The organism is Streptomyces sp. NPDC059668, from assembly GCF_042734135.1.
In the GTDB taxonomy this organism is placed as follows: Bacteria; Actinomycetota; Actinomycetes; order Streptomycetales; family Streptomycetaceae; genus Streptomyces.
This window is the reverse complement of the sequence record NZ_JBHWEL010000038.1, coordinates 1-20,630: the sequence shown is the minus strand read 5'-3', so window position 1 is coordinate 20,630 and position 20,630 is coordinate 1. Positions and strand designations below refer to the sequence as shown.

The following is a 20,630-nucleotide window of genomic DNA, read 5'->3' as shown; positions in this document are numbered from 1 at the left end:
GCGCTCCTCCGGGGCGGGCGGCTGCGCCGCGTGGGCGCGGCGGCCTCGCCCGCCCCCCGCGCACCCCCCCCCCCCCCCCCCGGCCGGATGGGGGGTGGTCCCGGCCGGGACGCTCTTCCCCGTGGGGGAGGACTCGGTGCGTTCCGTGCCTACTTGTAGGCGCCGAACGCCTTCGAGAACGCCCCCGCGTCCTGGACGACGGAGCTGCACGTCGCGTCCGCGGAGTTCTTCGCGCCGCCCGCGCACTGCTTGTCGCGGCTCGCGGACCACATCGACAGCCAGCCGAGCCCCTTGGACTTGGCGAACGTCACCAGCTGGGCGGCGTCGTCGACCTTGAAGATCTCCGACGACACGTCGTTGACACCGATCATCGGGGTCACGGCCACGGTCTTCCAGGCCGCGCTGTCGGAGAGTCCGAGGACGCTCTTGACCTGGGCTTGTGTGGCGGTGGCGGCCTGCTCGGCGTAGGTGCCCATGTCACCGCTGTACGAGGGGCCGTAGTCCATCGCCATGATGTTGACGGCGGAGATCTTCACGCCGTTCGACCGGGCGTCGGACAGGAGGTTCACGCCGTCCTGGGTGAGTCCCTCGGGCATGACGGGGAGCGTGAAGGACACGTCCAGGCCCGGGTGCTGCTGCTGGAGCTTCGCGATGGCCTTCGCGCGTTTCGTGTTCGCCGTGGTGTCGGGCAGCGCGCCGCCCTCGACGTCGAAGTCGACCTTCGTCAGCTTGTACGCGTCCACGGCCTTCCCGTACGCCGCCGCCAGCGCGTCCGCCGACGAGCAGGTCGTCGCCAGCTCCGAACCGGAGGCGCCGCCGAAGGAGACGCGGACGTCCCCGCCCTTCGCCCGCAGTGCGCCGATCTGCGCGGCCACCGCGTCACTGGCGAGGTCGCTCACCCCGCCCCACTTGGGCGTGCAGCCGCCGCCGTCGGTGATGAAGGCGAGGTTGTAGTTCTTGACCCCGGTGGCCGCCGCGCTGCCGACCAGGTCGAAGGCCGGGTAGAGGGAGGTGTCGACGTAGGGCGCGAAGCCGGCGCCGCTCGCGGTGGTGCCGCCGGTGCTCGCCGGAGTGGAGGGCGTCGGAGTGGTGGCCGGGGTGGAGGCGGGGGCGGTCGGGGTGCTGCTGCGGGAGGGGGTCGGGGTGGGCTTCGGCGTGGCCGTGGGGGTGGCCGACCGCGTCGGGCGGCCGCTCGGTTCCGGGGTCGCGCCGTCGTCCACCGAACACCTGGCGCCGTCGATGACACAGCCCTTCGGGTCCGCGGTGCCGTTCACGACGAAGCCGACGGTGACCGACTCGCCGGCCGCCAGGCCGTCCTTGTCCCAGGACGGGGGCTTCACCGTGACGTGGCTTCCGCTCACGCCGGCCTCGCCGTTCCACAGCGAGCTGAGCCGGGCGCCGGAGGGCAGGTCGAACTCCAGTGTCCAGTCGCTCTTCGTCCCGCCGGTGTCGTTCGTGACGACGTACTGAGCGGTGTAGCCCGTGGACCAGTCACTGGTCCTGGTGTACGCGGCGCCGACACCGGCGGCGAGCGCGGTGCCGGAGAACAGGAAGGCGCCGCCACCGATCACGGCGGCGGCCACGACGCCGCCTATCGCCTTGTTCCTGCCACTGACCTTGCGCCGGTGCGTACTGCTCATCGCGTGCCTGCCTTCGCGGTTTCACGGGAGTTCGCTGGGGATTCCCAGGGGGTGCGGGCAGCACGCTAGCGATCCGGAATCGGGCAAACCGCTTCATCCGGACGGGGGTCCGCGATCTTAGGGTGCGCTTAAGGAAGGCATCGGGGACGGTTAAAGGTCGAGAGCCGTTCAGGGCCGTGGACCGGCCGGGACCGGCCCCGGCTCACCTCACGACGAGGCCGCGTCTGCGTCGCCGTACCGCCCCCCGGTGCCCGCGCCGCACCGGCGCCCGCCCGTCCAGCTGGATCCATATCCGCACCTCGGTGCCCCCCAGCACCGACGACCCCAGCCGTACGTCCCCGCCCGTCGACTCCGCGAGCCGTCGCACGATGTCCAGCCCGAGTCCGGTCGAGCCGTCGCTGCCCGAGCCCCGCCCGCGGGCCATCGCCGACTCCTGGTCCACGATCCCCGGTCCGGCGTCCGACACCAGCACGATCACCGCGTCGTCGCCGTTGTGCACGTCGACCGCGAAGGCCGTGCCCTCCGGGGTGTGCCGGAAGACGTTGCCGAGGAGCGCGTCGAGCGCGGCCACCAGGTCGGCCCGCGCGACCGGTATGCGGACCGGACGGTCCACGCCCGCGACCCGCACCTTGCGGCCCTCGTCCTCGGCGAGCGCCGACCAGAAGTCCATCCGCTCGCGGACCACCTCGGACGCGTCGCACCCGGCCCCGACGCCGAGCGCCACCGTCTGCGGCTTGGCCTCCCGCGCCGTCCGGATGATCGTGTCGACCTCCCGCTCCAGTTGTGCCACGGCCGCCCGGGTCTGCTCGGCGGCCGGTCCGTCGCCGAGCGAGGCCGTGTTCAGCCGCAGTACGGTCAGCGGGGTGCGCAGGCGGTGCGAGAGGTCCGCCGCCAGCTCCCGCTCGTTCGCCAGGAGTTGGACGACCTGGTCGGCCATCGAGTTGAACGCGACCGCCGCCAGGCGCAGTTCGGTGGGGCCTTCCTCGGGGACCCGCGCTCCGAGCTTGCCCTCCCCCAGTTCGTGCGCGCCCTCGACCAGCCGCTGGGCCGGCTGCACCATGCGCACGCCCAGCCGGTCGGCGACCGCGACCGAGCCGACGATGAGCGCGACGCCGACCGCGGCGAGCACCGCCCAGGCCGTGCCCACCCCGTTGCTGACCTCGGACTCGGGGACGTACACCTCGACGACCGCGATCTCGCCGGAGCTCAGCGCGGTGGGCTGGAGCAGGGTGGAGCCGCCCGGGACCTCGGTGGTGGAGGCCCGGCCCAGCCCCCGGGTGGTGGCGATGTCCTTGGCGGCGGCGCGCTGCCGGCCGATGTCGACCGCCTTGGCTCCGTCGCTCGCCGGGATGTGCACGGCCATGCCGTCGTCCGAACCGGCGGAGGCGACGACCCGCTCCAGTTGCTCCCGGTCGGTGGTGATGGAGAGGGCGGGCGCGACGGCCGCGGCCTCCCGTTCGGCGTTCGAGAACGCGCGGTCCCGGGCCATCTCCTTGATGACGAGCCCGAGCGGCACCGCGAAGGCCACGACGACCATCGTGGTCACCGCCACGCACACCTTGACCAGTGCCCACCTCACAACGGCGGCTCCGCTCGCGGGAACTCCGTCCGGGGTGGCTCCAGCTTCACGCCGACACCGCGCAGGGTGTGCAGGTAGCGCGGCCTCGCCGCGGTCTCGCCCAGCTTCCGCCGCAGCCAGGACAGATGGACGTCGATGGTCTGGTCGTCCCCGTACGACTGCTGCCACACCTCGGCGAGCAACTCCTTGCGGGCCACGACGACGCCGGGTCGGCCGGCGAGGAAGGCGAGCAGGTCGAACTCGCGCCGGGTGAGGTCCAGGCGGACGCCGTCGAGCTCGGCCCGGCGGCGCAACGGGTCGATGGCGAGGCCGCCGACCCGGATGACCGGCGACGCGGGGGCCTCCCCCACCGCCCGCGAGCGGCGCAGGACTGCGGCCATCCGCGCGGACAGGTGCTCGACCGAGAACGGCTTGGTCAGGTAGTCGTCCGCGCCGTCGTTCAGCAGGCGGACGATCTCCGTCTCGTCGTCCCGCGCGGTGGCGATGATCACGGGGACGTCCGTGATGCCGCGCAGCATCTTGAGTGCCTCGGCCCCGTCCAGGTCGGGCAGACCGAGGTCCAGGATGACCACGTCGAAGGGGAAATGGGCGACCTCGCGCAGCGCCTCGAGCGCGGTGCCGACGCTGCGCACCGTGTGCGAGGCGTCGGTCAGATGCCGGATGAGGGCCGAGCGTACGAACTGGTCGTCCTCGACCACGAGCACACTTGCCATGGGCGGCACCGTACGCCATTCGTGCGATGCCGGTCCGGCGCCTGTGGACAACTCCCGCCGTGCGACGGGAACGAGACACCCGTGGGGCGCGTGAGGCAGTATGGCCGCGATGCGCAGAGGACTCGTACACGTACTGGCTTGGACGCTCGCCACCGGCGCGGCGGTCACGCTGTCGTGGTGGGGTGTCCACACGGTCATGACGGGGACGGCGTACGACCCGCCGCGGGCGCTGCCCGTCACGGTGGGAGACTCCGTCACGCAGAAGGCGAAGCCGCTCCCGTCCCCGACCGTCCGGACCGGGACGCCGCGCGCCGCGGCGACCCCGGAGCCCGAGCGCAGCCGGCGGCAGGGCCCCGCCCCCTCGCCCTCGAAGTCGCCCTCGTCCGTGCCGAGTCCGGGCCTCTCCGCGCAGGCGGGGCAGACGGGCCGGGTCAAGAGCTACGACACCGACGGGGGGCGGGCGGTCTTCGACCTGGGCACGGCCTCCGCGACGCTCGTCTCCGCGACGCCCGGTTCGGGCTGGTCGATGCAGGTGTGGAAGACCGAGTCGTGGATCCGGGTGGAGTTCACGTCGGGTGCGGATCGGGTGTCGGTGTTCTGCACGTGGCACGACGGGCCGCCCCGGGTGGAGATCGGCACCTACTAGGCCGCGTTGCGCCCGTCGCGTCGTCCGTCCGGAGGGCGGGTCGGTGTCGTCAGCGGAACACCGAGGGCGGTGGGGCCGGTGACGCCACCGCCGCCGCGTCCAGGACCGGTGCCGCTCCCCCGGTGAAGTCGGCGAGCTGTCTGCCGTGTTCGACCCGTCCGGGGTGCGGGTCCGAGGCCGCGCGGCGGGTCAGTTCGGCCAGCGGCAGCGGCCGGTCGCCGGCGACGAGGACGGCGTTGCCGAAGCGCTTGCCGCGCAGCACGGTGGGGTCGGCGACGAGGGCCAGTTCGGGGAAGACCGCCGCGGCGGTGGCGATCTGGCCGCGCAGATGGGCCAGCGGGGGTCCGTCGGCGAGGTTGGCCGCGTAGAGGCCTCCCGGTGCGACGACCCTGCGGACGTCGTCGAGGAATTCCACGGAGGTCAGGTGCGCCGGGGTCCGCGCGCCGCTGAACACATCGGCGATGACCAGGTCCGCCCAGCCGTCCGGCACCTTGGCGAGCCCCTCACGGGCGTCCATGGAACGCACCCGGATACGGGCGTGGGGATCGACCGGGAGCTCACGCCGGACGAGTTGGACGAGGAGAGCGTCGCGTTCGACGACCTGCTGGGTGGAGCGGGGGCGGGTCGCGGCGGTGTAGCGGGCCAGGGTGAAGGCGCCGCCGCCGAGATGCACGGCGTGCACCGGCTTGCCGGGCGGGGCGACCAGGTCGATGACGTGGCCGAGGCGCCGCTGGTACTCGAAGCTCAGGTGGGCGGGGTCGTCGAGGTCGACGTGGGACTGCGGGGCGCCGTCGATCAGCAGGGTCCAGGCGCGCGGGCGGTCCCGGTCGGGTATCAGCTCGGCGAGCCCGCCGTCGACCGTCTCGACGAGGGGCTCGGTGGGCGCCTGGCCGCGCCGCACGTTCTTCGACCTTCCCATCCCGCCATTATCAGGGGCTCCGGGACGGTCGGCCCAACGGCCGCTCCAGAGCGCTCAGCGACAGTTGTCCGCGGCCTCGATGAGCCGTGCCGCCTCGCCCAGCGCCGCCCGCAGGACGGCCGGGTCGGTCGCGAGGTCCGCCTCCCCCGGCGGCAGCAGCCAGTCCGAGCCCTCGACCGGCGGCTCGGGTGCCGGTCGCAGGCCGCGGCCTGCGGTCCGCGTACAGGTGCTGCCCGGCACGTCCCAGGCGTCGGCGGTGCCGCGCGGCACCAGGAAGCCGAGGGTGTCGCAGCCGCCGTCGAGCAGGACGGGCCCGACGGATTCGCCGGCTCCGCCGCGGCGGAGGATGTCGACCGCCTCCAGGCCCTGACGCGCCGGAACGGTCACCAGGTCGCAGCCGGTGACCGGCTGCGGTGGGGCGCCGTACTCCGGGGACGACCCGTACGCGGCGGTCGACAGCGGTCTACGGAACTCGGTGCTCTCCAACCCGGCCTCCAACACGGAACCCCTCCTCCTGCACGAGCGGGTCGGGAGTTCGGGTGCGCTCCCGGTCCACCGGGTTCAACGCCTCAGGACGTCAACGGCTACGGCGGAACGCCGCCGCAAAGGATGGCAGTTCATGGCAGATCATGGATGAGATATCCGGTTTGTAGCCAAACCCAGCGTGGCGACGTCGTCACAGCAGGTACGTTCTTGCTCCGCCGGAGCAGGGCACCACACGGCATGACACTGGCATTTCGCCCTGGTTCCGGCATGGTTCGACGGTTCGTAAGAGAGGGCCCGGCCATGGCGTCGTCAACGATGACCTCGTCCCAGTCCCCCCGGCCGCCACGGCCGAACCTCGCCTTCCGGCGGCTGCGCGGACAGCGCTCGCCGGGCGAGTTCGCCGCGGCGGTCCGGCGGGCCGCGCGCGAGATCGGCGAGCGGGTCAGCTGCGACGCGCGCTATGTCGGGCGGGTGGAGGCCGGCGAGATCCGCTGTCCCAACTACGCGTACGAGCGGGTGTTCCTGCACATGTTCCCCGGCCGCACGCTGACCGACCTGGGCTTCTCGCCCCGCTCGTCCGTGCGCGGACGAGGGGCGCGCGGCACGGACGAAGAGCCCCCCGCGCACACCACGAGCCTTCCGTGCACCACGGGTGAAACGGAAGGGGCGTGCGAGACGTATGAGACCACGCAGAACCCGTACGACCCGCAGAACCAGTACGACCCGCAGAACCCGTACGACCCGCATGACCCGCACGAGCACCATGAACAGAACCACGAGGAGAGCGACGTGCAGCGTCGCGCATTCATGACCGGAGGCACCGCCACCATGGCGGCAGCCACACTGGGCCCCTTCGCGGGCCAGTTCGGCGGTACGGCCGAGGCCGCGGACCGCCCTGTCCACAGGGTGGGGGCGTCCGAGGCGGGCGCCCTCGAAGAAGCCGTACGAAGGATCCGGCTGCTCGACGACCGGCACGGGGCCGACGGCCTCTACCGGCGGGCCGCCGCCCCCCTGCGCACCGCGTACGAACTGCTCGACGCGGGCACCACACGCCGCCGGACCGCCGACCGGCTGTACGCGGGGGCGGGCGAACTGGCCATCTCGGTGGGCTGGTTGGCACACGACTCCGGGCGCTTCGACGACGCGCGCTCGCACTACGCCGAGGCACTGGCGACCGCACGGATGTCCGGCGACCCGGGCCTGGAGGCACACGCCTTCTGCAACACGGCCTTCCTCGCGCGTGACGCGGGCCGCCCGCGCGAGGCGGTGCGCGCGGCACAGGCGGCGCAGCGAGCGGCGCGGCCGCTCGGCTCCTCGCGCCTGCTCTCGCTGCTGGCGCTGCGCGAGGCGGGCGGCTGGGCGGGGCTCGCCGACCGCGCCGAGTGCGAACGGGCCCTCGTCCGCGCCCAGGCCCTCTTCGAGCGCGGCCCCTCGGAGTCCGACCCCGAGTGGATGACCTTCTACGGAGAGGCCGAACTGGAGGGCCTGGAGGCGCAGTGCTGGTCCACGCTGGGCGACTGGCCGCGCGCGGCCCGTCACGCCCGGCGCGCGGCGCACCTGCAGGATCCGCACTTCACCCGCAACATCGCCCTCTACACCGCGGAACTCGCCGACGACCTCGCGCGCGGCGGCCGCCCCGACGAGGCCGCCGTGGCCGGTCTGCGCGTCCTCGACCTGCTGGGCGAGGTCCAGTCGTCCCGCATCCAGACCATGCTGGCGGCCACCGCGCGGGTGCTGCTGCCGCACCGCAGGGCGTCGGGCGTCTCGGCGTTCCTGGAGCGCCACGCGAGTCTGCCGCGCATCGCGTGAGCCGATGCCGCCGCGCGGGCGGGTCCGGCCGGGCGGACCCGTCCTAGGCGGTCAGGTGTCCGAGGTCGTTCCAGGCCTCGATGGCGGGCTCCCCGTAGGCCCAGCCGAGCACCGACAGCGAGGTCGGGTGGAGACGGATCCGCGCGGCGAAGTCGAGCGGGAGGCCCAGCCAGCGGGCGCCGATGGAGCGCAGGATGTGGCCGTGCGCGAACACCAGCAAGTCACGGTCGGCGGCGCGGGCGCGGGCGACGACCTCGTCCGCGCGCGCGGTGACCTGTTCCAGGGTCTCGCCCCCGGGCACCCCGTCGCGCCAGATGAACCAGCCGGGGCGTACGGCCTGGATCTCGGCCGGGGTCATCCCCTCGTAGGCGCCGTAGTCCCACTCCATCAGCGTGTCCCAGGAGGTGGCGCGCTCCCCGAAGCCGGCCAGTTCGCACGTCTCACGCGCGCGTGCCAGCGGGCTGGTGAGCACCTCCGCGTCCGGGAGCCCGTCGAAGGGCGCCCGGCGCAGCCGGTCGCCCAGCGTCCTGGCTCCGCGCCGGCCCTCCTCCAGCAGCGGTACGTCCGTCCTGCCGGTGTGCTTGCCGGACAGCGACCACTCCGTCTGTCCGTGCCGGGCCAGCAGGATGCGCGGTGCCATGGGGAGGAGCCTCTCCGATTCGCCGGATAAATGGGTCACACCATCATCGCGCACCCCCGGGAGGGGCAACCCGGCGGGCGATCTCTGCGTCCTTGACGACCGGGGGCGCTTCCTACGGCCGCTCACATACACCGTAAAATCCGGTGCGGCCACGCATCGTCACGAACAGACTTGCGTACCGGCACACCGCGAGCGGCCGCTCGCGCACGGCCGGTACGGCCACGGCGGGGCCGCCGGGGCGCCACGAGCAGATGGGGGAGGGCGATCGGATGCCGCAGACCGATGCACGGCGGACCGGGACGGCACCGCGCGCCCGGCTCGGCCGGTGGACCGGGCTGCGCCCGTCCGCACCTCACCTCCGGCTGCGCTGGTGGACCGAGCTGCCGCTGATGGTCCTGGTGTACGCGTCGTACTCGGCGGGCCGACTGCTCGCCCGGGGCGACACGGACAGCGCCGTCGGCCACGGCCTGGAGATCCTGCGCATCGAGAAGGCCCTCCACCTCAACGCCGAGCACCCGCTCAACCGGCTGTTCACCCGCGAGGCCTGGCTCGGCGTGCCCGCCGACTTCTGGTACGCGTCACTCCACTACCTGGTGACGCCCGCCATCCTGATCTGGCTCTACCGCTCCCGCGCCACCCTGTACCGCGCCGCCCGCACCTGGCTGATGACGTCCACGCTGATCGGTCTGATCGGCTTCACCCTGATGCCGACCTGCCCGCCCCGGCTGCTCTCGGCCGGCCACGGCTTCGTCGACACGATGGCCCAGTACAGCTCGTACGGGTGGTGGGGCGGCGAGGCCAGCGCCCCCCGGGGGCTCGGCGGCATGACGAACCAGTACGCGGCGATGCCGAGCCTGCACGTGGGCTGGTCGCTGTGGTGCGGAGTGATGCTGTGGCGCTACGGCCGCACCCGCGTCGTCCGCCTCGCGGGCATCGCGTACCCGTTGCTCACCACGATCGTCGTGATGGGCACCGCCAACCACTACTTCCTCGACGCGGTCGCCGGCGTCGTGGTGATGGGAGCGGGGCTGCTGCTCACCCCGCGGGTGACACGGCTCGCGGACCGCGTGAAGACCCTCCTGGCCACCCGGATCCCATGGGTCTCGGGCGCCTCCCACGACGCGGGTTCCCCGATTGTCAGTGCCGGATGCCAGACTTCCACGGGTGAACGCATTCCCCGACAGCGCGAGTCCCGCACCGGACCGGGAGCCGACCCCGGTTCCTCACCCACGGACACGGGGGACGGAGCTGCGGACTGGGATCTCCCCTCCTCCACCGAAGCCGGGAGTCTGGGGAAGACTCGCTGAGCTGCGCGGCCCGGCGGTACCGCCCAAGGCGCTGGACGCGCGCGCTCTCGCGGCGCTCGCCGCGAACCCCGGATGCGAGCGGCGCGCCCTGCTCGACGGGGCGGGCGTCGACAAGGCGAAGCTCGCGGAAGGGCTGGGCTCACCGTCCTCGTTCGGCCAGTCCCAGTTCGCCTTCATGCGGGGCAACGCGTTCGAGGCGCGGGTCAAGGCGGACGGCGGCGCGGAGCTGCTGCGGCTCGTGCACGAGAAGCTGGACCCCGGCGCCGAGCCGCCTCTCACCGGGACCGTCCCCGACCTGACCGCCGCCGGCCCCGAGGGCCGCACGGCGCGTACCGCGCTCGCGCTGCGCGACGCCACCGCCGCCGGCGTCTGGACCCTGCTCGACCACCCCATGCTCGCCCTCGACGTCGCGGGCTCCCCCGCCTTCCTCGAACCGGACGCCGTCGTCGTGCACCCCGACGGCACCTGGACGGTCGTGGAGATCAAGTCCTTCCCGATGCTGGACGGCTCGGCCGACCCGGCGAAGGTGGGCGCGGCCGCCCGCCAGTCGGCGGTGTACGTCCTCGCGCTGGAGGACGTCGCCGCGCGCCTGGACCCCGCCCCCGCGGTCCGCCACCGCGTGCTGCTGGTCTGCCCCAAGGACTTCTCCAACCTCCCGACCGCGTCCGCCGTCGACGTCCGCAAGCAGCGCGCGGTCACCCGCCGCCAGCTGGACCGCCTCACCCGGGTCGAGGACATCGCGGCCACCCTCCCCGAGGACACCTGCTTCGCCCCCGGCCTGCCGGCCGACCGGCTGACAGCGGCCGTCGAGGCCGTCCCCGCGGCCTACGCCCCCGAGTGCCTGGCCGCCTGCGAGCTCGCCTTCCACTGCCGCGCCCGCTCCCGGGGCGAGGGCGCGGTGACCTCGCTGGGGCGGTCACTCCGTGCCGAGCTGGGTGCTCTGACCACCGTGGACGACGTACTGGCGGCGGCTCGCGGAGAGGCCGGGGACCCGCACGACCCGGCGGTCGCCGCCCTGCGCAGAGCGGCCCGGCTGCGGGCGGAAGCCCTGCGGGGACGCGAGCCCGCGCACCCCACCGGCCGGGCCGCGCTCCCGGAGGTGGCCCCTTGTCGCTGATCGCCACCCTCGCCCGGCTGGAAGCCGTCGAGAGCGGGCGGGCGCAGCCCCTCGCCACCGTCCGGCACCGGCATCTCTCCGACCGGCCGCTCGTCCTCGTACCCCTGATCACGGCCGGTGAGGCCGGTGCCCCCCTCGGGGCGCTCGTCGGTACGGAGCGGGACGCGCCGCGGCTGCTGGTCGTGGCGCAGCCCCGCGACCGCGACCTGCGGTTCGCGTTCCTCGCCGATCTCGCGGACGTCGTCCTGCCGTACATCGACTCCTACGCGGACGTGGTCGAGGCGGCCGAGCGCAACGAGACCGATCCGGAGACCGGCAAGCGGGTCAAGGTCGAGGTCGAGCTGTGCGCGGACGCGCCCCAGCTGATCGTGCCGAGCCGGGCCGGCGCGGAGTTCGTACGACTCCTCGGGCGCTCCATGCGGTTCCGGCGCACCGCGGAGCAGGAACCGGAGGCGCCCCACCCGGCGCCGCCCCGGGTGCCCCTGCTCGGGCGGTGGCTGACGCACTTCGGGGAGCGGGCCCGGGTGCCCGGCTCCGCCCTGCTGCTCGCCCTCGGCGACGTACTGTCCCGGCACTGGGCCACCGGACAGAGCAGCCTGGAGGACCAGCACCTGGGAGCGCTGCTCGCCTGGATCGATCCCCCGGCGGGCGAGTCGGGCGCGCGGGCGGCCCTGGCGGCGGAGCTCCGGCGGGACGCCGGCGGCCAGCTCGTCCGTCCGCCCGCGGGACCGGCCACCGATCCCGCCTTCGACAACAAGCTGCTGGCCCCCGCCATCGAGCGCTACGACCGCGCGCGGACGGCGCTCGCCGCCGCCGAGGACGGTCTGGAGGCGGACGACCGGCTCGGTGAACTCACGACGGCCGAGCGGGAGATCCGCGCCCTGGTGGAGCGCGTCGCCCGGCCCACCTGGGACGCGGTGTGGCAGGGCCTCGACATCCTGCGGACCCTGCCCGAGGGGGCCCACGCGGCCGACAGGTGGACCCGCGACCGCTGGTCGTTCACCGGTCACCGCGACCGGGTCGTCGCGGGCGAACCGCCGCAGCCGCGCCGCGACGACGCGGTCACGGCGGCGAACAAGCTGGCCACGCGCGAGCGCGAACAGGCCCGCCTGGACGCGCAGGAGGCCCTCGACGATCCGCTCGTCATGGCCGGCCGGCGTCTGGTCGGCGAGGCCTTCACGGGCGAGGTCATCGACGTCGTCATGGCGTACAGCGAGAGCAGACGGCCGAGCCCCCGGCCCCTGGTGACCGTCCGCACGGACGACCGGCCGCATCTCGGCGAGCGCGCGAAGGTGTACCGGTCGCTGGACGGCAAGCCGCAGGCCGCCGAATTCGTCGGACCCGCACAGGCCACCGGACCGGAGGAGGACGGCGGTCTGCTCGTGCTGCGGATCGTCGACAAGATGGGCCGCGGCAAGGAGCCCGAGCCCGGGTCCGTACCGGAGAAGGGGGACCTCGTCTGCTTCACGCTCTTCGAGCACGAGCAGCGCGGCGGCGCGAAGCTCCCCGACCCGGAGGAGACACCGTGGACGCACGGCGGCCCGCCGGGCGACCCGGACGCCGTACCGCAGCCGGATCCGGTGACGGAGGAGGACATCCTGTGACCACGGTCTTCGATCCCGGGGCCGCGGCCGCCCGCGCCACCGACGCGATCCTGCGCGACACCCTGCACGGCACGCACCGCGGAGTCGTCGTCGACTCCCCGCCCGGCGCCGGGAAGTCGACCCTCGTGGTGCGCGCGGCACTCGAACTCGCCTCGGCCGGACGCCCCCTGATGGTCATCGCGCAGACGAACTCCCAGGTCGACGATCTGGTGCTGCGGCTCGCCGAGAAGGACCCCGAGCTGCCGGTGGGCCGCCTGCACAGCAGTGACGCCGACCCGTACGACAAGGCACTCGACGGTCTGGACAACGTCCGCAAGTCGGCGAAGGCCACTGATCTTTCCGGTCTCCCGGTCGTCATTTCGACCGCCGCGAAGTGGGCCCACGTCAAGAACGTCGAGCCCTGGCGGCACGCGATCGTCGACGAGGCGTACCAGATGCGCTCCGACGCGCTGCTGGCGGTGGCCGGCCTCTTCGAGCGGGCGCTGTTCGTGGGCGATCCGGGCCAGCTGGACCCGTTCGCCATCGTCGGCGCGGAGCAGTGGGCGGGGCTGTCCTACGACCCTTCGGCGTCCGCGGTCACGACCCTGCTCGCGCACAACCCCGAACTGCCGCAGCACCGGCTGCCGGTGTCGTGGCGGCTCCCGGCGTCCGCGGCCCCGCTGGTCTCGACCGCGTTCTACCCGTACACCCCCTTCCGCAGCGGCACGGGACCCGGTGACCGGCGGCTGAACTTCGGTGTGCCCTCGGACGGTTCGGGCCCCGACCAGGTCATCGACGAGGCGGCGGAGACGGGTTGGGGGCTCCTGGAGCTGCCGGCCCGGCACACGCCGCGCACCGACCCCGAGGCGGTGGGGGCGGTGGCCCAAGTCGTGCGGCGGCTGTTGGAGCGCGGTGGCGCGGCGACCTCGGAGCGGTCGGCCGATCCGGTGCCGCTGACCGCCGACCGGATCGCCGTCGGCACGGCGCACCGCGACCAGGCGGCCGTGGTGCGGGCGGCGCTGGCGGACCTCGGTGTCACGGACGTCACCGTCGACACGGCGAACCGGCTCCAGGGCCGCGAGTTCGACGTGACCGTGGTGCTCCACCCGCTCTCCGGGCGGCCGGACGCGACGGCGTTCCACTTGGAGACGGGACGGCTGTGCGTCCTCGCCTCCAGGCACCGGCACGCGTGCGTCGTGGTCTGCCGGGCAGGGGTGACCGAGCTGCTGGACGACCACCCCTCCACCGAGCCCGTGCAGCTGGGCGTCACGGTGAAGTTCCCGGACGGCTGGGAGGCGAGCCACGCGGTGTTGTCGCACCTGGCGGAGCACCGGGTGGAATGGCGGCCCTGACCCCGGTCCGCCCCGGTCCGCGGGCCCTCTTGCGCGAGCGGGGGACAATGGACGGTGGCCCACCCACGAAGCGGGCCCCAGAACCGTACGAGGAGGAGAAGACATGGCGGAGCCCACGCCGCGTCGGAACGAACCGCGGCTACGCCCCGCGCCCCTGCTCTTCGAGCCCGCGGAGGCGGCCGGTGACCCGGAGCACTTCTTCGACCTCGAGTCGATAGACGATCCGCGGGCGCTGCTGGCGCGGGCGACGGAGCTGACGCTCGCCTTCCGGGCGGCGGCGGACAGGGCCCTGGAGTTCCAGGCGATCGCCGCCGCACAGCTCGCCGATCCCCGCCGCTTCGACCGGCTCACGACGGCCGACATCGCCGAGCGCGCCGAGTGGACCGAGGACTACGCGAAGAAGATGGTCGAGTTCGGCCGTGACCTGCTCCGGGGAGCGGACGGGAACGGACACGGGCACGGGGTGGGCGACCACGCCTGACCGGCACGGTGCGACGGCCGGGGGTGTCTCCCCCCGGCATCCGCCGGCTGTTCGACGGCCCCTCCGTGCCGCTCCGTGCCGCTCCGTGCCCCTCCGTGCCGGGCGGGCGGGCGGCGCCCGAAGGATCACCCGGCATACGCCGGTGGCGGGTGACATACCCCATTCGCACCCTCCCTGTCCCGAATTTCCGCAACCCTCGGAGACGGCCCGTTCACCGACGGTAGATCTTGTCGTCATGAGCAGCACACGGAACACCGCCGGCTCACCCCACGGCACCGGCGTCCCGCTGTCCGACCGGTTCGACGCCTCGGGCGTCACCGCGGACGGGGCCGCCTGGCTCGCCTCGGCAGGAACGTATCCGCGCAGCACCCTCGCCCTCTGGGAGGACCGGCCGACCGCGCCGGTCGTGCTGCCCTGCGGCACCGCGTTCGACATCGTCAACGCGCCCGCGGTCTTCGGCCGGCGGATGCTGGACCGGCTGTGGGACGAGGGGCCGGGCTCCGGCCCGGTGGCCGTGTTCCGCGGGCGGATGCTGCTGTTCAGCGCGCCGGGCACCGCTCAGCGGCTGCCGTCGCTCCTGGAGTGGGAGGACTGGGGTTCCCGCGGCACCGAGGGCTCATGGGGCACCCGGGACTCCGGCGCGCTCGGCGGCTTCGACGATCTCGACGGCTTCGACGACGATTTCGGCGACGGCTTCGGCGACTGCGTCGACCACGGCGTCGACGGCTTCCATAGCCCGCGCGAGCCCCTGGGACGGCGCGGCGGTCCGGAAGGCCGCGTGGCGGAAGCGCGCGGACGCCGCGTATCCGCTGACGCCGCCGGACCGCCCGGCGGCACCGACGCCACCGGTCCCACCGGTCCCACCGGTCCCACCAGCCTCACCGACACCACCGGAGGTCCGGCCCGTCCGCACGGCCCGGGACGCGTCGGCGCGATCCCTCCGCTGCTCTGTCACGGCACCGGCGACGCGGTGACGGTCCCCGCCCTGAGGGACGACGGCACGGCCGTTCTCCGCGCCCCCGACGCAGGCACCGACGGCGCCCGCGGGGCGGGTCCGGACCGGGCCGGCCGCCTCGAATCCCGCTGGCTGGTGGCCCCCGACACCCGGCATCCCTGGCTCCCCGGCGCCGAGATCCTGGTCTGGGCGGCCGTCCGCGCGGCCCGCGCGGCGGCCTCCGCCGCGGTGCGGATATCGATTTTTCCTCCCGCCGATCAGGATGCTAAGGTCTACGACGTCAGCAGGCGCCGCTAGCTCAGTTGGTTAGAGCAGCTGACTCTTAATCAGCGGGTCCGGGGTTCGAGTCCCTGGCGGCGCACGCTAGCGATGGCGAGGCTTGTTCGTGGAAACGCGGACGCGCCTCGCCATCGTCATGTCCGGGGCGGCTCAGCCCGTCGTGATCTTCACCGTCCACTCCCCCGCGGCCGTCCAGTCCTCCACCTCGACGCGCACCTTCTCGCCGGGGACCGTGAAACTCTCCCCGAGCCCCACCGGCGCGTCCGCGAGCGGCGGGTAGACCGACTCGCCCCAGCAGGACTCGGAGTGCGGGTGGGCGTCGAGGACCTGGATCGGGCCGTCGCCGGACGCGGCCTCGCTGCGGACGCGGTAGACGAGGATGCCCTGCGTGCAGGTCGTGCCGTCGTTGCCGACCGAGCCGCGCGCCTCGAAGGCGAGCGCGCTGTCGGACCCCGTACGGACGACCGCCAGCTTGGTACCGCGCCCGGAGCCGAAGACCGGGACGCCGGAGCCGACGGGCACGGGACCGGAAGCGCCGCCGGAGGCTCCGGAGGTGTCCGTCTCCGCGGCGACCCCGGCCGCCGGCGGCCCCGCCGCTCCCACCCCGGCCGGCGCCGCGCCCAGCGGCTCCAGCGTCAACCGTGTGCTCCCGTGTGCGCCCACGCACGCCACCTGTCGCGGTTCCAGCCACCCCAGCTTCCACTTGTGCCAGCCGAACAGGTCCGGCGCCAGGCCGAACTGGCTGCCCATGAGGTCCCAGTCGCCGACGTACGTGTCCCAGTCGCCCTTGTCGTCGGAGGGGCGGTGATAGAGGTCGGGCAGGTCGAAGACGTGCCCCGTCTCGTGGGCGAGGACGAGCCGGTCCGGCGGGTGCTTCTCGAAGACCGTGACGACGCGGCTGATGTCCTTGCCGTCCGCCCGCAGCGGCGTCTCGAGGTTGACGACCTTCGTCGCGTCGGAGTCGACGCCCGGCGCGTCCGGATCGGCGACGAAGTAGACGATGTCGTAGCGCGAGAAGTCGACCTGCCGGTCCGCCGCGCCGATCGCGTCACGCAGATAGGCCATGCGGCGCGCGGCGTTCCAGTCGCGCCGCATGGCGTACGAGGTGGAGGCGTGCGGCATCCGGATCCAGTCGTGCCGGGCGTGCGGGCGCAGGGTGAACCTGCCGTAGGAGGCGCGCTCGAAGAAGCGGCTGGTGGACGGGAAGTAATCGGCCGTCAGTTCGGCCGGCGTGGTGCGCGGGCGGGAGTCGGGGAAGGAGAGGAAGACCAGTACCGCGTCGAGGGGGCGCGTGGGGCGCGGGTAGGCGGCGTTCCAGACGTCCAGGCCCTCCGAGTGGTGGGCGTCGGTCCGTTTCAGGGCGCAGGGCGCGAAGAGGGGTTCGGCGAGGGCGGGGCCCGTCACCAGGGAGGTCGCGACCACCGCCGCCAGCGAGGTGAACGCGGCCGCGGTACTGCGCCAGCGGGACGCCCCTTCCGGAGCGAGACCCCGCAGGACGCCACGGGCGAGACTCCTCAAGGGGAGCTGACGCGGCACGACGACCTCCGGATGCGGATTTCAGGACACCGCACCCAGCTTGGGTCATTTCGTACTATTTTGCCCTGTTTGTCTGCATCGGAAGAGTGAGGCGTCGCGCGCCACCGCCATCCCGGGCGACACCCCGAACACTCACGGAACGTCACATATGATCGCCGGGCGAAGGATCCGGTCCAGATGCAGGCAGAAACGATCTGTCAGAACGGGTGGTTGTTCGGGGACACTGGAGAGTGGCTGCAAGGCCCCGAGACCAGCCTCTATGATCGGCACACTTTCCTGCACGGACACGGCTTGTTCGGCCGTCCAGCACCGGCCGACCACTCCGAGCGACCCATACGAAGAACGAGTGCACTGCGGGAGCGAGCGGTGAGCGGAACGTCCGAAGGGCCGGCGCCCGCGGCAGACCTCGACCGGCCGGCCGTCACAGCGCGTCACACCACCACATCTCCTCGTACGTCCGACGGATCGCCTTCCGGTGCGTCCGCGCCATCCGTCTCCCCCTCCGCCACCCCCTCCGGCCCATACGTCCCGGCAAGGCAGCTCCCCGGTCCGGCCGGGCCTCCCGGCACGTCCCCGCGTACGTTTCGCGCCGCCTTCGCCGCGGCGCCGCTCCCGATGGCCGTCGTGGACCGGGAGGGTCTGGTCGTCACCGCCAACGAGTCACTGGACGCCCTGCTCGGCATCGGATCCGGCGCGCTCACCGGGCGGATCGCCGCCGATCTCGTGGACCTGGCCTCCGACGCCCGGACCTGGCACGCCTACCGGGAGGTGCTGCGCGGCCGGCAGGCCCGGCTGCGCTGCACCCGGCGGCTCAAACACCCCGACGGGCACTCGCTGTGGGTACAGGTGACGGTCGCGCCGCTGCCCCCGGACGAGAAGGCGGTGCTGCTGTCCGTCACGGACCTCAGCCCCCGCCGCGAACTCCAGGCGCGGCTGCGGCACTTGCAGATGCACGACCCGGTGACCCGGCTGCCCAACCGCACCCTGTTCTTCGAACGTCTGACGTCCGCGCTGGAGGCGGAGGTCTACGAGGAGGGCGGCACCGGCCGGATCGGGCTCTGCTATCTGGACCTGGACGGGTTCAAGGCGGTCAACGACACGCTCGGCCACCGGGTGGGCGACCGGCTGCTCGCCGCCGTCGGCGAGCGGCTGAAGCGGTGCGCCGACACGGCCGGTTCCGGGCGGGCGTCCACTCCGCTGGTGGCCCGGCTGGGCGGCGACGAGTTCGCGCTGCTCGTCGAGGACTCCACGGGCACCGACCAGGTGGCGGACCTCGCCGAGTCGGTCCTGACGTCACTCCAGGCGCCGTTCGACCTCTCCGGCCGACGGCTGTCGCTCTCCGCGTCGATCGGGGTCGTCGAGCGCCGCGCCGCCGGGACGACCGCGACCGGTCTGATGCAGGCCGCGGACACGACGCTGTACTGGGCGAAGGCGGACGGCAAGGGCCGTTGGACACTCTTCGACCCGGAGCGCAACGCCCACCGCATGACCCGCCAGGCACTCGCCTCCACCCTCCGGGCCGCCGTCGAGCGGAACGAATTCGCCCTGGAATACCAGCCGTTGGTGGGTATGGAGGACGGCGACGTGCGCGGGGTCGAGGCGCTCGTACGCTGGAACCACCCGCAGTTCGGCCTGCTGACGCCGAATCGGTTCATCGGACTGGCCGAGGAGGACGGTTCGATCGTGCAGCTCGGCCGCTGGGTGCTGGCCACCGCCTGCCGGCAGGCGCGCCGCTGGCAGCTGGACCATCCGGACGCGCCCCCGATCTTCGTCAGCGTCAATGTCGCCGTACGGCAGGTGTGGGACTCCGACCTGGTCGCGGACGTCGGGGAGATCCTCGCGGAGACCGGCCTCGCCCCGCATCTGCTCCAGCTGGAGCTGACCGAGTCGGCGGTGATGGGCTCGGCGGGGCGGCCGCTGGAGGCCCTTCAGTCGCTCAGCGACATGGGCGTCCGTATCGCCATCGACGACTTCGGCACCGGCTACTCGAACCTCGCCTACCTCAGCCGGCTGCCGGTCTCCGTCCTGAAGCTGGACGGTTCCTTCGTCCGCGGCTTCCAGTACGACAACCGTGACGGCGGCTCCGCCCGGCCCAGCCCCGCCGACGAGGTCATCGTCGAGGCGCTCATCCAGCTCGCCCACCGGCTGGGTCTGACCGTGACCGCCGAGTGCGTGGAGACCGCCTCCCAGGCGTCCCGGCTGCGCGGCATCGGCTGCGACACCGGGCAGGGGTGGCTGTACTCCCGCCCGGTGACGCCGGACCGCATCTCCGCGCTGCTGACGGCGGCCTGCGCTCAGGCCTGAGCGCCCGGGTCCGCCGGGGCGTCCTGGTCCGGCCGGGCCTTCGGTAGCCCGTAGACGTCGGCGATCAGTTCGTAGGAGCGCAGGCGTACGTCGCCGCTGTGGGCGTTGCCCGTGATCATCAGCTCGTCGGCGCCGGTGCGCTTGTGCAGGTCGTCGAGACCGGCGCGGACCTCGTCGGCGGTGCCGTGGATGACGTTGGCGTTCCAGGAGTCGATGAACTCCCGCTCCATCGGCGAGAAGGTGTGCGCCTCCGCCTCCTCCGGGGTCGGGACCAGGCCGGGGCGGCCGGTGCGCAGCCGGACCATGTTCAGCGCGGCGGCCATCACCTGGCGGCGGGCCTCCTTCTCGTCGTCCGTGGCGAGGGCGGAGACGCCGATCAGGGCGTACGGCGAGTCCAGTACCTCGCTCGGCCGGAAGGACTCGCGGTACAGGTCCAGGGCCGGGATGGTGTTCTGCGCCGAGAAGTGGTGGGCGAAGGCGAAGGGGAGGCCGAGGACACCGGCCAGGCGGGCGCTGAAGCCGGAGGAGCCGAGGAGCCAGATCGGGGGGCGGTGCGGGGACTGGACGCCGCCGGGCGAGGTGGCCTGGACCGGGCCGGGCACGGCGTGGATACGGCCGTACGGGTGGCCGTCGGGGAAGTCGTCGTCCAGGAAACGGGTCAGCTCCGCGAGCTGCTGGGGGAAGTCGTCGGCGCCTTCGCCCAGGTGGTCGGTGCGGCGCAGGGCCGCCGCGGTGGCGCCGTCCGTGCCGGGGGCGCGGCCGAGTCCCAGGTCCACCCGGCCCGGGGCCATGGCCTCCAGGGTGCCGAACTGCTCCGCGATCACCAGGGGGGCGTGGTTCGGGAGCATGACGCCGCCGGAGCCGAGGCGGATGCGGGTGGTGTGGGCGGCCAGGTGGGCGAGGATCACGGCCGGCGAGGACGAGGCCACGCCCGGCATGGAGTGGTGCTCGGCGACCCAGTAGCGGTGGAAGCCGCGGGATTCCGCGAGGCGGGAGATGGCGACGCTGGTGCGGAGGGCGTCGGTGGCGGTGCGGCCGGCGCCCACGGTGACCAGGTCCAGCACGGAGAGGGGTACGGGGGCGGTGCCCTGTGCGGTGCCTCGGATCTCGTCCGTGTTGTCCGTCGCGTCCACCGGGGGGCCTCCTGATTGCGTACGTGGTGCGGTCCTTCCTCGCGAAACAGGAGACAGTCCCCGCTTATTCCCGCCCACTGGGGTTCGTGGCATCCCGACCCTGGGGGCTCCGCCCCCAGACCCCCGCCAGGGGCGCTGCGCCCCCTGGACC

Annotated in this window: 16 protein-coding genes, 1 tRNA gene and 2 pseudogenes; 11 read left to right on the top strand and 8 right to left on the bottom strand. The window is 73.5% G+C overall.

Annotation, left to right across the window (positions count from 1 at the left end; genetic code table 11):
• Window positions 1-149 precede the first annotated feature (149 nt).
• The 3 genes from ACFV2J_RS25080 to ACFV2J_RS25070 all read right to left on the bottom strand — a co-directional run bounded on the left by ACFV2J_RS25080 (window position 150) and on the right by ACFV2J_RS25070 (window position 3,932).
• Entirely contained in the window at window positions 150-1,640 is a 1,491-nt protein-coding gene (locus ACFV2J_RS25080; protein ID WP_385085896.1) for a cellulose binding domain-containing protein, read from the bottom strand.
• 202 nt (window positions 1,641-1,842) lie between these two features.
• A complete protein-coding gene (locus ACFV2J_RS25075) occupies window positions 1,843-3,219 on the bottom strand; it encodes an ATP-binding protein (protein ID WP_385085898.1) in 1,377 nt (458 codons plus the stop codon).
• Window positions 3,216-3,932, bottom strand: coding sequence for a response regulator transcription factor (locus tag ACFV2J_RS25070; RefSeq protein WP_266699360.1), 717 nt, complete (start codon window positions 3,930-3,932; stop codon window positions 3,216-3,218). Before ACFV2J_RS25070 ends, ACFV2J_RS25075 begins: the two co-directional genes overlap by 4 nt.
• Window positions 3,933-4,041: 109 nt before the next feature.
• Between ACFV2J_RS25070 and ACFV2J_RS25065 the strand changes: the two genes are divergently transcribed.
• Window positions 4,042-4,578 (top strand): hypothetical protein, encoded by a 537-nt coding sequence (locus ACFV2J_RS25065; RefSeq protein WP_385085900.1) that lies wholly within the window; start codon window positions 4,042-4,044, stop codon window positions 4,576-4,578.
• A 49-nt stretch (window positions 4,579-4,627) separates the two neighbouring features.
• Here ACFV2J_RS25065 and ACFV2J_RS25060 read toward each other — a convergent pair whose 3' ends face one another.
• Together ACFV2J_RS25060 and ACFV2J_RS25055 are read right to left on the bottom strand one after the other, a co-directional pair.
• The gene (locus tag ACFV2J_RS25060) at window positions 4,628-5,497 is read right to left on the bottom strand and encodes a spermidine synthase (protein WP_385085902.1); all 870 of its coding nucleotides are present in this window, start codon (window positions 5,495-5,497) and stop codon (window positions 4,628-4,630) included.
• A 54-nt stretch (window positions 5,498-5,551) separates the two neighbouring features.
• On the bottom strand, window positions 5,552-5,956 hold the full coding sequence (locus tag ACFV2J_RS25055; protein ID WP_385085916.1) for a hypothetical protein: 405 nt from the start codon (window positions 5,954-5,956) through the stop codon (window positions 5,552-5,554).
• Window positions 5,957-6,283: 327 nt separating this feature from the next.
• On the opposite strand from ACFV2J_RS25055, the gene ACFV2J_RS25050 reads away from it, so the two are divergent.
• Window positions 6,284-7,792 carry a hypothetical protein gene (locus tag ACFV2J_RS25050; protein ID WP_385440674.1) on the top strand — a complete coding sequence of 503 codons (1,509 nt, stop codon included), beginning with the start codon at window positions 6,284-6,286 and terminating at the stop codon, window positions 7,790-7,792.
• A gap of 43 nt (window positions 7,793-7,835) precedes the next feature.
• Here the strand turns inward: ACFV2J_RS25050 and ACFV2J_RS25045 are convergent, their stop codons facing one another.
• Complete coding sequence (locus tag ACFV2J_RS25045; RefSeq protein WP_385085904.1) at window positions 7,836-8,432, bottom strand: histidine phosphatase family protein; 597 nt, start codon at window positions 8,430-8,432, stop codon at window positions 7,836-7,838.
• Window positions 8,433-8,701: 269 nt separating this feature from the next.
• On the opposite strand from ACFV2J_RS25045, the gene ACFV2J_RS25040 reads away from it, so the two are divergent.
• The 8 genes and pseudogenes from ACFV2J_RS25040 to ACFV2J_RS25005 all read left to right on the top strand — a co-directional run bounded on the left by ACFV2J_RS25040 (window position 8,702) and on the right by ACFV2J_RS25005 (window position 15,588).
• Window positions 8,702-9,739: a phosphatase PAP2 family protein gene (locus tag ACFV2J_RS25040; protein ID WP_385085906.1), complete on the top strand. Its 1,038-nt coding sequence runs from the start codon at window positions 8,702-8,704 to the stop codon at window positions 9,737-9,739.
• Window positions 9,681-10,856, top strand: coding sequence for a hypothetical protein (locus tag ACFV2J_RS25035; protein WP_385085918.1), 1,176 nt, complete (start codon window positions 9,681-9,683; stop codon window positions 10,854-10,856). The genes ACFV2J_RS25040 and ACFV2J_RS25035 overlap by 59 nt, the downstream gene beginning before the upstream one ends.
• Entirely contained in the window at window positions 10,847-12,460 is a 1,614-nt protein-coding gene (locus ACFV2J_RS25030) for a hypothetical protein (RefSeq protein ID WP_385440670.1), read from the top strand. Before ACFV2J_RS25035 ends, ACFV2J_RS25030 begins: the two co-directional genes overlap by 10 nt.
• Complete coding sequence (locus ACFV2J_RS25025) at window positions 12,457-13,791, top strand: AAA domain-containing protein (RefSeq protein ID WP_385085908.1); 1,335 nt, start codon at window positions 12,457-12,459, stop codon at window positions 13,789-13,791. The genes ACFV2J_RS25030 and ACFV2J_RS25025 overlap by 4 nt, the downstream gene beginning before the upstream one ends.
• A 103-nt stretch (window positions 13,792-13,894) precedes the next feature.
• Window positions 13,895-14,272, top strand: coding sequence for a hypothetical protein (locus tag ACFV2J_RS25020; protein ID WP_148008554.1), 378 nt, complete (start codon window positions 13,895-13,897; stop codon window positions 14,270-14,272).
• Window positions 14,273-14,507: 235 nt separating this feature from the next.
• Window positions 14,508-14,879, top strand: a pseudogene (locus ACFV2J_RS25015) (bifunctional DNA primase/polymerase); the annotation flags it as partial.
• A gap of 309 nt (window positions 14,880-15,188) precedes the next feature.
• Window positions 15,189-15,524 (top strand): annotated as a pseudogene (locus ACFV2J_RS25010) (hypothetical protein); the annotation flags it as partial.
• A tRNA-Lys gene (locus ACFV2J_RS25005) sits at window positions 15,515-15,588 on the top strand. The pseudogene ACFV2J_RS25010 and the gene ACFV2J_RS25005, both read left to right, overlap by 10 nt.
• A gap of 68 nt (window positions 15,589-15,656) precedes the next feature.
• Here ACFV2J_RS25005 and ACFV2J_RS25000 read toward each other — a convergent pair.
• A complete protein-coding gene (locus tag ACFV2J_RS25000) occupies window positions 15,657-17,042 on the bottom strand; it encodes a M6 family metalloprotease domain-containing protein (RefSeq protein ID WP_385440665.1) in 1,386 nt (461 codons plus the stop codon).
• A gap of 366 nt (window positions 17,043-17,408) precedes the next feature.
• On the opposite strand from ACFV2J_RS25000, the gene ACFV2J_RS24995 reads away from it, so the two are divergent.
• A complete protein-coding gene (locus ACFV2J_RS24995; RefSeq protein WP_385085912.1) occupies window positions 17,409-19,346 on the top strand; it encodes an EAL domain-containing protein in 1,938 nt (645 codons plus the stop codon).
• Here ACFV2J_RS24995 and ACFV2J_RS24990 read toward each other — a convergent pair.
• Window positions 19,337-20,479 carry an LLM class flavin-dependent oxidoreductase gene (locus ACFV2J_RS24990; protein WP_385085914.1) on the bottom strand — a complete coding sequence of 381 codons (1,143 nt, stop codon included), beginning with the start codon at window positions 20,477-20,479 and terminating at the stop codon, window positions 19,337-19,339. The genes ACFV2J_RS24995 and ACFV2J_RS24990 overlap by 10 nt on opposite strands.
• Between the last annotated feature and the right edge of the window lie 151 nt (window positions 20,480-20,630).

Coding starts and splice junctions, on each gene's coding strand:
- ACFV2J_RS25080 (WP_385085896.1), bottom strand. CDS start 1,640: ATGAGCAGTACGCACCGGCGCAAGGTCAGTGGCAGGAACAAGGCGATA.
- ACFV2J_RS25070 (WP_266699360.1), bottom strand. CDS start 3,932: ATGGCAAGTGTGCTCGTGGTCGAGGACGACCAGTTCGTACGCTCGGCC.
- ACFV2J_RS25065 (WP_385085900.1), top strand. CDS start 4,042: ATGCGCAGAGGACTCGTACACGTACTGGCTTGGACGCTCGCCACCGGC.
- ACFV2J_RS25060 (WP_385085902.1), bottom strand. CDS start 5,497: ATGGGAAGGTCGAAGAACGTGCGGCGCGGCCAGGCGCCCACCGAGCCC.
- ACFV2J_RS25050 (WP_385440674.1), top strand. CDS start 6,284: ATGGCGTCGTCAACGATGACCTCGTCCCAGTCCCCCCGGCCGCCACGG.
- ACFV2J_RS25045 (WP_385085904.1), bottom strand. CDS start 8,432: ATGGCACCGCGCATCCTGCTGGCCCGGCACGGACAGACGGAGTGGTCG.
- ACFV2J_RS25040 (WP_385085906.1), top strand. CDS start 8,702: ATGCCGCAGACCGATGCACGGCGGACCGGGACGGCACCGCGCGCCCGG.
- ACFV2J_RS25020 (WP_148008554.1), top strand. CDS start 13,895: ATGGCGGAGCCCACGCCGCGTCGGAACGAACCGCGGCTACGCCCCGCG.